This window comes from Cellulomonas sp. PS-H5 (assembly GCF_019265565.1).
Classification (GTDB): domain Bacteria; phylum Actinomycetota; class Actinomycetes; order Actinomycetales; family Cellulomonadaceae; genus Cellulomonas.
Window position 1 is genome coordinate 1 of sequence record NZ_JAHVCI010000038.1, and the last position, 12,698, is coordinate 12,698.

Genomic DNA, 12,698 nt, shown 5'->3' on the forward strand with positions numbered 1-12,698 from the left:
GGGCCGGCACCGCGCCCGCGAGCGCCGGCAGCAGCGCCGCCCAGCGGCGGGCCAGCGCGAGGACCCCGCGGTCGGTCGCCACGAGCAGCAGCACCGTGGCCGCCATCGCGGCGGCGTGGGCGGCGAGCATCAGCCCGCCGGCGCCGTGCGGCTCGGCGACCACGGCGTCGACCGGGACCCCGGCGCCGGACCCGACGAGGGCGGGCACCGCCGCCCCCGGCAGCACGGCCCCGTGCCCCGCGTGCGCCGCGCCCGGGAGCACGGCACCGGCGCCGGGCGCGAGCCAGGTGAGCGCCGCGTGCACCCCGAGCTGACCGGCCACCGCGGCCGGCAGCAGGACCCGCACGGTCAGGGGCCGGCGCGCGAGCGCCGCCGAACCGACCAGGACGAGCGACCCGATGAGGGCGAGCGCACCGCCGGACGGGGCGTGGCCGCCGCCGAGCACGTGCGCACCGGACCCGAGCGCGAGCACGGTCGCCGCGACGCCGAGCAGGCGCCCCACGACGAGCGCACGCTGCACGGACGGGTCCACGGCGCCGACGCTACGGCATCGCCGGGACGAAGGTCCCACCGGCGCCGGGTGACCGGCGCACCGGCGCGCGCGGGCCGGTCACCCGGCGGGTCGCCGGCGCCCGCCCGCCCGCGCGCGGCGGGTGTCAGACGGCCGGGTACCCGCCGTCGACCTGGTGCAGGCTGCCCGTGATGAACGACGCCTCGTCGCTCAGGAGGAAGGCCACGAGCGCGGCGACCTCGTCCGGCCGGCCGATCCGGCCGATCGGGTGCTTCGCCGTGATGGCGTCGATCTGGTCCTGCGGGAGCTGCGCCATCAGCGGCGTCCAGATGTTGCCCGGCGCGACCGCGTTGACCCGGACGCCGCGCGTTCCGTACTCGACGGCGGCGTTCTTGGTCAGGCCGTTGATCGCGTGCTTGGACGCGACGTAGGCGGAGTTGCCCGGCGCGGCGACGAGCGCGTGCATCGACGCCATGTTGACGACCGCGCCGCCGCCCGCGGCCTCGATGGCAGGCAGCTCGTACCGCAGGCCGTACAGCACGCCGTTGAGGTTGATGTCGATGACGCGGCGCCAGTCGGCGTCGAGGTCGAGCTCGCCGGTCGGCAGCTGGTTCCGGGCCGCGATGCCGGCGTTGTTCACCGCGAGGTGCAGGGCGCCGTAGGTCGCGACCGCGAACTCGACGGCGGCGCGCGAGCTCTCGGCGTCGGCGGTGTCCTGCTGGAACGCGGACGCGGTGCCGCCCGCCGCGACGATCTCGTCGGCCACCCGCTGCGCCGCCTCGAGCCGGATGTCGGTGAGCACGACCGACGCGCCCTCCGCGGCGAGCCGCTGCGCGACGGCCTCCCCGATCCCGCTGCCGCCACCCGTCACCAGGGCCACCTTGCCGTCGAACCGCGCCATCACGCGTCACTCCTCGCTCAGATCTCGTGGGCCGCGGCACGCGGCCCGTCCGAGTCAACACCGACCGACTGGTCGGCGATGGCCGTCCACGGTGTCGGGACGGTCACACCGGGACCGACGGCCCTTGACAGCGCCATCCGGGGTGCGGACTGCACGGGCCGGGCGCCACGGCGCGCAGCCCCGTAGCCTGCTCGTCGGGGACGGACGACATCCGGGAGGGCGCGTGACGACGGAGCCGCAGCGCGGCGCGACCACCGCCGGGACCCCGCGGCTCCCTCGCGCGCCCCGCCGGCCGACCGCCCGCGACCTGCGCCTCGTGGCGCTGTTCACGCTGCTCAACGCCGCCGCCTGCCTCCTCGGCCGGGCGAACCGGGTGCCCGACGCGGACGTCAGCCTGGTCTGGCCCGCCGCGGGGGTCTCGGTGCTCTGGCTGGTGGCGCGGGCCCGCCGGCCGTGGCCGTGGCTGGACCCGCTGCTGCTCGCGCTGTCGACCGGGGCGGTCGTGGCCGCGACCGGGTCGTCCGCGCCGTCGGCCGCGATCGGCGCGCTCGCCGCGACCGTGCAGGCCGTGGTGTGCGCGTGGGTGCTCGCCCGGCGCGCGCCGTACGTCTGGGCCGCGCGCGGCACCCAGCAGCTGCGGCGGGTGCCCGACCTCTGGTGGTTCGTGCTCGGCGCCGCGCTGAGCTCCGTGGTCTCGGCCCCGCTGGTCGAGCTGGCCGTGGTCCTCGGCGGCGAGCCGTGGACGTGGCGCACGGCGCTGCTCTGGTGCGCGCGGAACACCGTCGCGATCGTCGGCATCGGCACGCTCGGCTTCACCCTCGGCGCGTGGCTGCGCGGCCGCCGGTCGCGCACGGTGCCCGAACGCATCGAGTGGTGGACGGAGGGCAGAGGGGCCGACTACCTCGCGGCGCTGCTGCTCGCCCCGCTGCTCTACGTGGTGTGGTTCGTCGAGATCGACTGGCTCGCGGTGGTGTTCCCGCTGATCGGCCTCACGGTGTGGGCGGGCTCCCGGCTGCCGACGCGGTCGGTCGTGCTGCACACCACGCTGTGCGGCGTCGTCGCGATCCAGCTCACGCTCGCCGGGTCGGGCCCGTTCGCGGAGCTGCCCGACCCGACGGCCCAGGTCGCGATCGCCCAGCTCTACGTCGGGCTGGTCGCGGTGATCGGGCTCGCCCTCGCCATCGCCCGCGACGAGCGGGCGCTCCTGGTCGCGGACCTGCAGGCCGCCCGGGACCGCGCGCAGGAGCAGGCGACGCTGCTGGCGACGGTCGTGGACACCATGTCGGAGGGCGTCCGGGTGGTCGACGCAGCCGGTCGCGTGGTGGTGCGCAACCCCACCGCGGGCCTGCTGCTCACCGGCCGCACCGCGCCCGACGGTGCGGGCGACGCGGACCTGGCCCACCTCGCGCGCCTCGACGGCAGCCCGGTGCCGGACGCGGAGCTGCCGTTCCGCCGGGCGCTGGCGGGCGAGCAGGTGCGCGAGGCGGACCTGCTCGTGCGGGTGCCGGGTGCGACGGAGCCGCGCATCGTCACGTTCTCGGCCTCCCCCCTGCCCGCCGCGGCCGGCGGCGGCGCGGTCACGGTGCTGCGGGACGTCACGGCCGAGCGCACGGAGCTGCGCCGGGCGGCCCAGGTGCAGGCGAGCCTGCTGCCGTCGCGCACGCTCGACGTGCCGGGCCTGGACCTCGCGGCGCGGTTCGTGCCCGCGGGGTCGGTCGGCGGCGACTTCTACGACTGGCAGCCCGTCGCGGACGGCCTGGTGCTCACCCTCGCGGACGTGATGGGCAAGGGTCCGGCCGCGGCGATCCTGGCCGCCACCACCCGCTCGGTGCTGCACGCTCAGCTCGCGCTGCACGACGTGGCCGGCACGCTGGCGGCGACCGAGCGGGCGATGACGGCCGACCTCGCGAACGCCGGCGCGTTCGTCACGATGTTCCGCGCCTACGTCGACGCGGCGGACGGGCAGGTGTCGTACACGGACGCGGGGCACGGCCTGTCCCTGATCGTCGGCCCGGACGGCACGGCACGCCGGCTCTCGGCGACCGGCCTGCCCCTCGGGATCGCCCCCGGGCCCGACCGGGTGAGCGCCCGCGCCCGGCTGGCCCCGGGCGAGCTGCTGGTGACGTTCTCCGACGGCGTGCTCGACGCGCTCGGCGGGTCGCTCGACGACCTGGACCAGGTGGGGCGCGCGGTGCGCGGCACGCGCACCGCCGAGCAGGCCGCCGACGCGGTGCTGTCGCTGGTCGACCCCCGGCACCCCGAGGACGACCTCACGGTCGTCGCGCTGCGCCGCGCCGCCTGACCGGGACGACCCCGCCCACCCCGCCCGACACCGCCCGACACCGGAGGCCCCGTGGACCTGCTGCTCCTCGCCGACACCCACGTCCCGCGCCGCGCCCGCGACCTGCCCCCGGTGGTGTGGGACGCGGTCGACGCCGCCGACGTCGTGCTGCACGCGGGCGACTGGGTCGACGTGGCGCTCCTGGACGCCCTGGAGGCCCGGGCGCGGCGGCTCGTCGGCTGCTGGGGCAACAACGACGGGCCCGACCTGCGCGCCCGGCTGCCGGAGGTGGCCCGCGCGGAGCTCGGCGGGCTGCGGTTCGCGGTCGTGCACGAGACCGGGCAGGCGGCGGGACGGGAGGCGCGGTGCGCCGCGGCGTACCCCGACGCCGACGTGCTGGTGTTCGGCCACAGCCACATCCCGTGGGACACCGTCGCCCCCGGCGGGCTGCGCCTGCTGAACCCGGGCTCGCCGACCGACCGCCGCCGGCAGCCGGCGGGGACCTACCTGACGGCCCGGGCCGAGGGCGGGGCGCTGCACGACGTGGTGCTGCACCCGGTGCCGCGGCGCGCCTGAGCGCACGCGCCGCGCCGGGCGCCACCGCCGGGCGCCGCGAGTCAGCCCGCCCGGCGCACCGTCACGACCGTGATGTCGTCCGGCCGCTCGGCCGCTCCCGCCGCGAGGCGCAGCACCGCGTCGACCGCCGCGTCCGCGGACCCGGCGCCCCGGACGGCGTCGACCACCGGCGGCAGCCCCGCGAGCGTGCCGTCGACCAGGTCCAGCAGCCCGTCGGAGAACGTCAGCAGCAGGTCGCCCGGACCGAGGTGCACGACCCGCTGCTCGCGGGCCTCCTCGTCCAGGACGCCGAGCGGGAGCCCGGTCGCCGGCAGCCGCTCGTCGGACCCGTCGGCGCGGACGACGACGGTGAGCCCGTGGCCGGCGTCCGCGTAGCAGAGGTCGCCGGTCGCGGCGTCGAGGGAGGCGTGGAACGCGGTGGCGAACACCCCGGCGCCGGACAGGTCGGAGTGCAGGATCGCGCCGGCGTACAGCAGGGACTGCGCGACGTCGGCGCCGTGGGCGGAGCCGCGCAGCACCGCGCGGATCGAGGCCGCCATGATCCCGGCGCCCGCGCCCTTGCCCATGACGTCGACCAGGCTGAGGACGACGCCGCCAGGCGTGGCCGTCCAGTCGTAGAAGTCGCCGCCCACGGCCCGGCTCGGCAGGCAGGCGCCCGCGACCTCGTACCCCGGGACGTCCGGCGCGGACCGCGGCAGCAGCCCGGCCTGCACCTGGGCGGCGCGCTCGAGCTCGGAGTCGATCACGAGCTCCTTCTCGACCCATGCGGCGAGGTCGCGCAGCAGCGAGGCGCTGTCCGCGTCGAACTGCCGGGGCTGCTGGTCGGCGATGCACAGCGTGCCGACGCGGTAGCCGCCCGGCGCGACGAGCGGCTGCCCGGCGTAGAACCGGAGGCCGTCCGGGCCCACGACGAACGGCTTGTCCCGGAACCGCTCGTCCTGGGCGGCGTCGGGGACGACGAGCATCCGGTCCTGCTGGACCGTCGTGCCGCAGAACGACTCCTCGCGGGGGACGACCGGCTCGTCGAAGCCCACCATCGCCTTGTGCACGACGACCTGGCGGTCGACGAGCGAGACGATCGCGGTCGACACGCCGAACAGCTGGCGCGCGAGCCGGACGACGCGGTCGAACCGGTCCTCGGCGGGGGTCTCCAGGACGCCGAGGCGGTGCAGTGCCGCGACCCGGTCGTCCTCCAGGTGCGTGGTGTCGGTGGCCATCCCCACGACCGTACGTCACGGCCGCCGACCTGCGCACGGACGGCGGCGCTCAGGCCGAGCGGTCCCGGGCCAGCCGCCACGTGTTGCGCCCGCCCTCGCGCGCGAGGCTCAGGCTGTCCACCGCCCGCAGCACCAGGGCGATCCCCCGCCCGCTCTCGGCGAAGTCGTCCACCGGGGCCGGGTCGAGGTCGACCCGCACGGGCGCGCCGTCGTCGGTGAGCTCGGCCTCCAGCCGCGCCGGGTCCGCGCGCAGCAGCACGCTCGCCCGGACGGGACCGTCGCCGACCGGGACAGTGTGCCGCACGACGTTCGTCGCGATCTCGATGACCGCGGTCTCGAACCGCAGCCGGTCGAGGTCGGGCACCTCGGGCGCGGCGTCCCACAGGCGCGCCTCGCGCAGCTCGGCACCGCCATGGCGGGCGTGCGCCTGGTGCTGCCGTCCGAGGCCCGGGAGCGGCTCGACGCGGCCTGGTGAGCGTGCGCCGGTCGCGGGTCGGGTGCACGCGCGATCGGTAATGAGACTGAGTATCAGTTGTGTTAGCGTGACCGCGCTGATCATCCGACCCGCGACCGGAGAGGAGACGGCGGCGAGGGCACCCGTGCGCCCGCACGGGCCCCGCGACCGCCGGCCCCCCACATGACCCTTTCGACCCGTACCCGCCCCCGACTCGCCGGGGCGCTCGGCCTCGGCGTGGCCGCCGCGCTGCTCGCCGCCTGCGGCTCCGGCGACGCCGCCGCGGAGCCCTCCGCGACCACCGAGGAGACGGCCGCCCCCGCCGCCACCGAGGTCGCCACCGCGAAGCCCCGCCTCGCGCTCACCTACGACGGCGGCATCCAGGTGCTCGACGCCGACACGCTCGAGGTCGTCTCCGACATCGAGCTGGCGGGCTTCAACCGCCTGAACGCCGCCGGCGACGAGCGGCACGTCCTCGTGTCCACCACCGGCGGCTTCCAGGTGCTCGACGCCGGCACCTGGACCGAGCCGCACGGCGACCACACCCACTCGTTCACCGGCGACCCGGTCCTCACCGACGTGCTGTGGCCCGCCGAGAAGCCCGGCCACGCCGTCCGGCACGAGGGGCGGACCGCCCTGTTCGACGACGGCACCGGCCAGGTCACCGTCGTCGACTCCGACGCGCTCGCCGACCCGGAGGCCGCGACCCGCGAGTACACCACCCCGTCCGCGCACCACGGCGTCGCGGTCGAGCTGACCGACGGCACCCTCGTCGTGTCCGAGGGCGACGAGGACGCGCGCACCGGCGTGCGGGTGCTCGACGCGGAGAACACCGAGATCGCCGCGATCGACACCTGCCCCGGCGTGCACGGCGAGGCGGTCGCCGCCGACGAGGCCGTCGTCATCGGCTGCGAGGACGGGGCCGTGGTCTGGGCCGGCGGCGCGCTGACCAAGGTCACCGCCCCCGACGCCTACGGCCGCATCGGCAACCAGGCCGGCTCCGAGGCCTCCCCGTACGTGCTCGGCGACTACAAGTCCGACCCGGACGCCGACCTGGAGCGCCCGACCCGGGTCTCGCTGATCGACACCCGCGACGCGTCGATCCGCCTGGTCGACCTGCCGGCGTCCTACACGTTCCGCTCGCTCGCCCGCGGCGACGCCGGGGAGGCCCTGGTGCTCGGCACCGACGGCGCGCTCCACGTCATCGACCCGGAGTCCGGCACCGTCGTGCGGTCCGTCCCGGTGATCGACGCCTGGGAGGAGCCCGAGGAGTGGCAGCAGCCGCGCCCGGCGATCACGGTCCTGGACGGCTCGGCGTACATCACCGACCCGGCGACGAACAGCGTGCACGCGGTCGACGTCGAGACCGGCGAGGTCTGGCTGTCGGCCGAGCTCGAGGTGACGCCGAACGAGATCGCGGGCGTCTCGGGCGCCGTGGCGGAGCACGGGGCGCACGAGGACGAGCACGAGGACCACGACCACGCGCACGAGGACGAGCACGACCACGCGCACGACGAGGAGACCACCCAGGGCTGACCCCCTGGGCCACCCCTCGCACCCCCGGAGTGGAGCGTGCTGCCGGGACACGCCGCGCGTGTCGGGCAGGGCGCTCCACTCCGGCGCACCCCGACCCGGAAGGACGGAACCCCGTGGCCCGCAGCACGACCCGCCCCCGCCTCACCCGCACCCTCGCCGCCGCGGCCGCCGTCGCCCTCGCCGCCGGCCTCGCCGCCTGCTCCCCCGCCGACGCCGACGACCGGCACGACGTCGTCGCCGCGTTCTACCCGCTGCAGTTCGTGGCCGAGCGGGTCGGGGGCGAGCACGTCGCCGTCACCTCGCTGACCCCGCCCGGCGGCGAGTCGCACGACCTGGAGCTGTCGCCGAGCGCGGTGTCGGGCCTGGGTGCCGCCGACCTCGTCGTCTACCTGTCCGGGTTCCAGGCCGCGACCGACGCCGCCGTCGCCGCCACCTCCCCCGCGCACGTGGTCGACGCCGCCGAGGCCGCGGGGCTCGAGGTCGCGCCGGACGGCGTCGCGCCGGGCGCCGGCGACAGCCTCGACCCGCACTTCTGGCTCGACCCGACCCGGCTCGCCGACGTCGCGCACCAGGTGGCGGACGCGCTCGCGGAGGTCGACCCGGCGCACGCGGACGAGTTCGCCGCCGCGGCGGACGACCTGGTCGCCGACCTGGACGCCCTGGACGCCGAGCTCGCCGACGGGCTGGCCGCCTGCCGGGGCGCCACGCTCGTCGCGTCGCACGAGGCGTTCGGCTACCTCGCGCAGCGGTACGGGCTGCACCAGGTGGGGCTGAGCGGCATCGACCCCGAGGTCGAGCCGTCGCCCGCCCGCCTGCGCGACGTCGCCGCGACGGTCGAGGCCGAGGGCGTGCGGACGCTGTTCTTCGAGACGCTCACCAGCCCCAAGGTCACGCAGACGCTCGCCGACGACCTCGGCGTCGCCACGGCCGTGCTCGACCCGCTGGAGGGGCTGGCCGAGGACGACGAGCGGGACTACCTCGACGTCATGCGGGACAACCTGGCGGCGCTGACGGGCGGGCTGACCTGCGAGGCGTGAGCCCGGGACGACGGGCCACCCCCGCGTCCAGTGGAAGGTTGTGACCGACTCGCCGTCGGCGTGTCCGTCACGACCTTCCACCGACGGGGCTGTGCGCGCCCGTCAGTGCGAGCGCAGCGCGTCCACCAGGTCGGCCTTCTTCATGGACGACCGGCCCTCGATGCCGATCTCGGCCGCGCGCTTGCGCAGGTCCTCGACGGTCCAGTCCTCGTAGGACCCGGACTCGCCGCCCTTCTTCCCGACGGACGACCGCCCGCGCGCTGCCGCGGCGTTGGCGATGCGCGCGGACTTCTCCTTGCTGTTGCCCTCGTCGCGGAGCTCTTCGTAGAGCCCCTTGTCCTTCACGCTCGGGCCCGGGTCACGGCGCGGCATGGCGACCTCCTCGATCTGGACGACGTCCGACCCTGACGACCATCCCCCCTGCCCGCCGCGCCCGCATCCGGACGCCGATCACGCCGCGCGGTCCCCCAGCCACGGCGCCAGCACGTCGTCCGCACCGAGCCACGGGTGCAGGCCCCGCGCGTGCTCGTCGGCGGTCAGCAGCACGTCGTCGAACGCCGCCAGCAGGTCGGCCCGCACGTCCTCCACCCCCGTGAACACCAGGCGCGTCCCCGCCGCGCGCCGGCCCCAGGTGCCGAGCGCCCCGACGCTGAGCTGCCCGCCCGCGCCGTCCCACACGCACACCGAGTCCGGCCGGCTCGGCACCCAGAAGTGCCCGCGGCTGCGGTGCCGGCCCTGCCCGAGCCGGGCGACCTCGGCCACCAGCCGCTCGGGGTGCAGCGGCCGGTCGGCGCTCAGCTCGAGCGTCCACACCCCGTGCTCGGTCGGCGCACCCGGCACCGGCGCGGCGAGCCGCGGGTCGAGCCGCCGGTCACCGGCGCGCACGTCGTGCTGCCCGGCGAGCAGCGCCGCGACGTCCGCGGCGTACACCCCGTCCACCCGGCGACCGTCGGCCGCCCGCACGTGGTCGAGCAGGTCGGACGCGACCGGGTGCTCCGCCGGGTCGCCCGCCACCAGCACGACGTCGGCGTGCCCGACCTGGGCCGCGAGCGCCTCGCCGACCGCACGGCCGTCGTCCTGGGTCAGCGCGAGCCCGCGCTCGTCGAGCAGGTCGTCACCGAGCAGGTCGCGGGAGAACGTCGCGAGGTCGAGCGCCGCGACGACCCCGGCGAGGCGCAGCGACCGCAGCCCGCCCCCGCGGCGGACCGCCCAGCCGAGCGCGCGGGTCACGGGCAACGACTCCGCCGACACCGGGAGCGCGAGCAGCACGGCGTCCCAGCGCGGGTCGCGCGCGAGCCGCTCCAGCGTGGGTACCGCGTCCTCGCGCACCGAGCAGCTGAGGCAGGCGTGCTCGAGCGGGACCAGCACGTCCTCGACGACGCCGGACGCGTCCGCGACCACCCGGCGGATGCCCCCGCCGTCGGGTCCGTCGACGATGTCGTGCCGCAGCACGACGGTCCGGGGCCGGTCGACGACGACGCCGAACGCGACGGCGTCGCGGAGCAGCGGGTCGACGGTGGCGAGCACGAGCAGGGGCGTCAGGTCGCGTCGGGACATGCGGCTCAGCCTAGCGCTTGTCGCGAACGATTCTCATTACCTATGATGGCTCGCATGTCCGCTCACTGCCAGGTCCTCGGCACGTCGCCCGGGTTCGGCCACTCGATCTCCCACTCGCACCGGCGCACCAAGCGCCGGTTCGACCCGAACATCCAGCGCAAGCGCTACTGGGTCCCCTCGCTCGGCCGGCACGTGACGCTGACCGTCTCGGCCCGGGGCATCAAGACGGTCGACAAGCTCGGCATCGAGGTCGTCGTGGCCCGGATCCGCGCCCGCGGGGAGCGCCTCTGATGGCCCGGGCCGCCGACGTCCGCCCGATCATCAAGCTGCGCTCCACCGCGGGGACCGGCTTCACCTACGTCACCCGCAAGAACCGCCGCAACGACCCCGACCGCCTCGTGCTGAAGAAGTACGACCCCGTGGTGCGGCGGCACGTCGACTTCAAGGAAGAGCGCTGATGGCCAAGAAGAGCAAGATCGCGAGGAACGAGCAGCGCCGGGCCGTCGTGGCCCGGTACGCCGAGCGGCGCCTGGAGCTGAAGGCCGCCGCGGTGGACCCGCACCGGTCCGAGGCCGAGCGGGTCGCGGCGCGCACCGCGCTGCAGGCGCTCCCCCGCGACGCCAGCCCCACCCGCGTCCGCAACCGGGACGTCGCCGACGGCCGGCCCCGCGGGTACGTGGGGAAGTTCGGGCTGTCCCGCGTGCGGATGCGGCAGATGGCGCACCGCGGCGAGCTGCCCGGTGTCACGAAGTCCAGCTGGTGAAGGAGATCGGCATGAAGCAGGGCATCCACCCCGAGTACCGACCCGTGGTGTTCCGGGACGTCAGCGCGGACTTCGCGTTCCTGACCCGGTCGACGATCACGTCCGAGAAGACGGTCGAGTGGGAGGACGGGAGGACGTACCCCGTCGTCGACGTCGACGTCTCCTCCGCCTCGCACCCGTTCTACACGGGCAGGTCCCGCGTCCTGGACACCGCGGGCCGCGTCGAGAAGTTCCGGCAGCGCTACGGCCTGAGCACCCCCGAGGAGACCCGGTGAAGGTGCGCGCGTCGCTCGCGTCGCTCAAGAAGAAGGAGGGCTCGATCGTGGTGCGCCGCCACGGGAAGACCTTCGTGATCAACAAGAAGAACCCGCGCTGGAAGGCGAGGCAGGGCTGATGGCGGTCCCGAAGCGGAAGCTCTCCCGGAGCAACACCCGCGCACGACGATCCCAGTGGAAGGCGACCCCGGTGCCGCTGGTCACGGCACGCACCCCGGACGGTCGCGTGGTCGAGGTCCCGCGCCGCCTGCTCCGCGCGGTCGAGCGCGGCCTGGTCGACCCGTGCTGACCGCCCCCGGCCGTGAGGTCGTCACGCACGAGTGACGACCTCACCCCGGCCGCGTCGCCGCGCCGGCCGCGGGTACCGTGCCGGGCGTGAGCCCCGACGTCCCGAGCCTCGACATCGACACCCCGCAGGGGCCCGCGCGGGCGCACCTGCACCTGCCCGCCGGGGCCGCGCCCGGCGCGGACGGGCGGGTGCGCGTGCCCGGCGCGCTCGTGCTCGGGCACGGGGCCGGCGGCGGGGTCGACGCCCCGGACCTCCGCGCGGTGACGGCGGCCGCCACGGCGCTGGGCCTGGCGGTGGCGCTCGTCGAGCAGCCCTACCGCGTCGCCGGCAAGCGGGTAGGCCCCCGCGGCCCCGCGCTGGACGAGGCATGGGCCGCCGTCGTGGCGGACCTGCGGGCCCGCGCCCTGGACGCCCCGCTGGTCACGGGCGGCCGGTCGGCGGGCGCCCGCACCGCGTGCCGGACGGCGCTCGCCACCGGCGCCGCCGGCGTGCTCTGCCTGGCGTTCCCGACGCAGCCGCCGGGACGGCCGGACGCCCCGAGCCGGCTCCCCGAGCTCGACGCCGCGGGGGTTCCCGTGCTGGTCGTCCAGGGCACGACCGACCCCTACGGCACCCCGCCGACGTCGCCGACCCGCACGGTGGTCCCGGTCCCGGGCGACCACTCCCTGAAGAAGGCCCCGCCGGCGGTCGCCGCGGCGGTGACCGCCTGGCTCCCCACGGTCCTTCCCGGGCTCTGACGCCGAGGTCGAGGGTCTCCCGCCGGAGCCCCCGCGGAACCGCTCGACCTCGCCGGGAACCCTCGACCTCGCCGGCGCGGGTCAGCCGTCGAGGAAGGTCCGCACCGCCTCCGTCACCAGGGCGTGGTCGTCGGCCTGCGGCAGGCCCGAGACCGTCACCACGCCCACGACCCCGACTCCCTCGACGTGCACCGGGAACGCCCCGCCGTGCGCGGCGTACTCCTGCAGCGGCAGCTCGTGCACCGCGCCGAACGTCGTCCCCTTCGCGCGCGCCCGCAGCCCCTGCAGGTACGACGACGTGCCGAACCGCTCGACGACCCGGACCTTGCGCTGGATCCAGGAGTCGTTGTCCGCGACCGTCCCGGGCCGCGCGGCGTGGAACAGCTGCTGCGCGCCGCGCCGGATGTCGACGGTCACGGGCAGCCCGCGCTCGGTGGCCAGCCGGACCAGCAGCGTCCCGAGCTCCCACGCGTCGTCGTTGGTGAAGGTGGCGAAGCGCAGGTCGCGCTCCTGCCGCTCGACCTCGGCGATCAGGGCCCGGACCTCGGTGTCGTCGCTCATGGG

18 protein-coding genes are annotated in these 12,698 nt (G+C 76.5%); 11 read left to right on the plus strand and 7 right to left on the minus strand.

Annotated elements, in window-relative coordinates:
* The coding region (locus tag J5O08_RS14095; protein WP_218707520.1) for a hypothetical protein at positions 1-532 on the minus strand (532 nt) is incomplete at its 3' end.
* 124 nt (positions 533-656) lie between these two features.
* Entirely contained in the window at positions 657-1,412 is a 756-nt protein-coding gene (locus J5O08_RS14100) for an SDR family NAD(P)-dependent oxidoreductase (RefSeq protein WP_217614918.1), read from the minus strand.
* 223 nt (positions 1,413-1,635) lie between these two features.
* On the opposite strand from J5O08_RS14100, the gene J5O08_RS14105 reads away from it, so the two are divergent.
* Together J5O08_RS14105 and J5O08_RS14110 are read left to right on the plus strand one after the other, a co-directional pair.
* A complete protein-coding gene (locus J5O08_RS14105) occupies positions 1,636-3,714 on the plus strand; it encodes a SpoIIE family protein phosphatase (protein ID WP_218707521.1) in 2,079 nt (692 codons plus the stop codon).
* 51 nt (positions 3,715-3,765) lie between these two features.
* Positions 3,766-4,269, plus strand: a complete 504-nt coding sequence (locus J5O08_RS14110) for a metallophosphoesterase (RefSeq protein ID WP_218707522.1) — start codon at positions 3,766-3,768, stop codon at positions 4,267-4,269.
* Positions 4,270-4,310: 41 nt separating this feature from the next.
* On the opposite strand, the gene J5O08_RS14115 is transcribed toward J5O08_RS14110, so the two are convergent.
* Both J5O08_RS14115 and J5O08_RS21865 read right to left on the minus strand, forming a co-directional pair.
* Positions 4,311-5,486 (minus strand): PP2C family protein-serine/threonine phosphatase, encoded by a 1,176-nt coding sequence (locus J5O08_RS14115; protein WP_218707523.1) that lies wholly within the window; start codon positions 5,484-5,486, stop codon positions 4,311-4,313.
* Positions 5,487-5,535: 49 nt separating this feature from the next.
* Positions 5,536-6,045, minus strand: a complete 510-nt coding sequence (locus J5O08_RS21865; protein WP_255589888.1) for an ATP-binding protein — start codon at positions 6,043-6,045, stop codon at positions 5,536-5,538.
* Between the two features lie 78 nt (positions 6,046-6,123).
* Here J5O08_RS21865 and aztD point away from each other — a divergent pair, with 78 nt between their 5' ends.
* On the plus strand, positions 6,124-7,476 hold the full coding sequence (aztD, locus tag J5O08_RS14125; protein ID WP_218707525.1) for a zinc metallochaperone AztD: 1,353 nt from the start codon (positions 6,124-6,126) through the stop codon (positions 7,474-7,476).
* Positions 7,477-7,589: 113 nt separating this feature from the next.
* Positions 7,590-8,513: a metal ABC transporter substrate-binding protein gene (locus J5O08_RS14130; protein WP_218707526.1), complete on the plus strand. Its 924-nt coding sequence runs from the start codon at positions 7,590-7,592 to the stop codon at positions 8,511-8,513.
* A 102-nt stretch (positions 8,514-8,615) separates the two neighbouring features.
* Here the strand turns inward: J5O08_RS14130 and J5O08_RS14135 are convergent, their stop codons facing one another.
* Positions 8,616-8,885 (minus strand): Rho termination factor N-terminal domain-containing protein, encoded by a 270-nt coding sequence (locus J5O08_RS14135; RefSeq protein ID WP_147795912.1) that lies wholly within the window; start codon positions 8,883-8,885, stop codon positions 8,616-8,618.
* Positions 8,886-8,963: 78 nt separating this feature from the next.
* The gene (locus J5O08_RS14140) at positions 8,964-10,070 is read right to left on the minus strand and encodes a GTP-binding protein (protein ID WP_218707527.1); all 1,107 of its coding nucleotides are present in this window, start codon (positions 10,068-10,070) and stop codon (positions 8,964-8,966) included.
* A 54-nt stretch (positions 10,071-10,124) separates the two neighbouring features.
* Between J5O08_RS14140 and rpmB the strand changes: the two genes are divergently transcribed.
* The 7 genes from rpmB (at position 10,125) to J5O08_RS14175 (ending at position 12,134) form a co-directional block, all read left to right on the plus strand.
* Positions 10,125-10,361, plus strand: a complete 237-nt coding sequence (gene rpmB, locus J5O08_RS14145) for a 50S ribosomal protein L28 (RefSeq protein WP_218707529.1) — start codon at positions 10,125-10,127, stop codon at positions 10,359-10,361.
* Positions 10,361-10,528, plus strand: a complete 168-nt coding sequence (rpmG, locus tag J5O08_RS14150; RefSeq protein ID WP_203668967.1) for a 50S ribosomal protein L33 — start codon at positions 10,361-10,363, stop codon at positions 10,526-10,528. The genes rpmB and rpmG overlap by 1 nt, the downstream gene beginning before the upstream one ends.
* Complete coding sequence (gene rpsN / locus J5O08_RS14155; RefSeq protein ID WP_218707531.1) at positions 10,528-10,833, plus strand: 30S ribosomal protein S14; 306 nt, start codon at positions 10,528-10,530, stop codon at positions 10,831-10,833. Before rpmG ends, rpsN begins: the two co-directional genes overlap by 1 nt.
* A gap of 11 nt (positions 10,834-10,844) precedes the next feature.
* Positions 10,845-11,108 (plus strand): type B 50S ribosomal protein L31, encoded by a 264-nt coding sequence (locus tag J5O08_RS14160; protein ID WP_218707534.1) that lies wholly within the window; start codon positions 10,845-10,847, stop codon positions 11,106-11,108.
* Complete coding sequence (gene ykgO / locus J5O08_RS14165) at positions 11,105-11,227, plus strand: type B 50S ribosomal protein L36 (RefSeq protein WP_034227039.1); 123 nt, start codon at positions 11,105-11,107, stop codon at positions 11,225-11,227. The genes J5O08_RS14160 and ykgO overlap by 4 nt, the downstream gene beginning before the upstream one ends.
* Positions 11,227-11,397, plus strand: coding sequence for a 50S ribosomal protein L32 (gene rpmF / locus J5O08_RS14170; protein WP_218707536.1), 171 nt, complete (start codon positions 11,227-11,229; stop codon positions 11,395-11,397). Before ykgO ends, rpmF begins: the two co-directional genes overlap by 1 nt.
* An 86-nt stretch (positions 11,398-11,483) precedes the next feature.
* The gene (locus J5O08_RS14175) at positions 11,484-12,134 is read left to right on the plus strand and encodes an alpha/beta family hydrolase (protein ID WP_308281626.1); all 651 of its coding nucleotides are present in this window, start codon (positions 11,484-11,486) and stop codon (positions 12,132-12,134) included.
* Positions 12,135-12,215: 81 nt separating this feature from the next.
* Here the strand turns inward: J5O08_RS14175 and J5O08_RS14180 are convergent, their stop codons facing one another.
* Entirely contained in the window at positions 12,216-12,695 is a 480-nt protein-coding gene (locus J5O08_RS14180) for a heme-degrading domain-containing protein (protein WP_147795906.1), read from the minus strand.
* Positions 12,696-12,698 lie beyond the last annotated feature (3 nt).

Excerpts from the sequence above, each read along its gene's own strand:
- J5O08_RS14100 (WP_217614918.1), bottom strand. The coding sequence starts at position 1,412 with ATGGCGCGGTTCGACGGCAAGGTGGCCCTGGTGACGGGTGGCGGCAGC.
- J5O08_RS14115 (WP_218707523.1), bottom strand. The coding sequence starts at position 5,486 with ATGGCCACCGACACCACGCACCTGGAGGACGACCGGGTCGCGGCACTG.
- J5O08_RS21865 (WP_255589888.1), bottom strand. The coding sequence starts at position 6,045 with ATGATCAGCGCGGTCACGCTAACACAACTGATACTCAGTCTCATTACC.
- aztD (WP_218707525.1), top strand. The coding sequence starts at position 6,124 with ATGACCCTTTCGACCCGTACCCGCCCCCGACTCGCCGGGGCGCTCGGC.
- J5O08_RS14135 (WP_147795912.1), bottom strand. The coding sequence starts at position 8,885 with ATGCCGCGCCGTGACCCGGGCCCGAGCGTGAAGGACAAGGGGCTCTAC.
- J5O08_RS14140 (WP_218707527.1), bottom strand. The coding sequence starts at position 10,070 with ATGTCCCGACGCGACCTGACGCCCCTGCTCGTGCTCGCCACCGTCGAC.
- rpmB (WP_218707529.1), top strand. The coding sequence starts at position 10,125 with ATGTCCGCTCACTGCCAGGTCCTCGGCACGTCGCCCGGGTTCGGCCAC.
- rpmG (WP_203668967.1), top strand. The coding sequence starts at position 10,361 with ATGGCCCGGGCCGCCGACGTCCGCCCGATCATCAAGCTGCGCTCCACC.
- rpsN (WP_218707531.1), top strand. The coding sequence starts at position 10,528 with ATGGCCAAGAAGAGCAAGATCGCGAGGAACGAGCAGCGCCGGGCCGTC.
- J5O08_RS14160 (WP_218707534.1), top strand. The coding sequence starts at position 10,845 with ATGAAGCAGGGCATCCACCCCGAGTACCGACCCGTGGTGTTCCGGGAC.
- rpmF (WP_218707536.1), top strand. The coding sequence starts at position 11,227 with ATGGCGGTCCCGAAGCGGAAGCTCTCCCGGAGCAACACCCGCGCACGA.
- J5O08_RS14180 (WP_147795906.1), bottom strand. The coding sequence starts at position 12,695 with ATGAGCGACGACACCGAGGTCCGGGCCCTGATCGCCGAGGTCGAGCGG.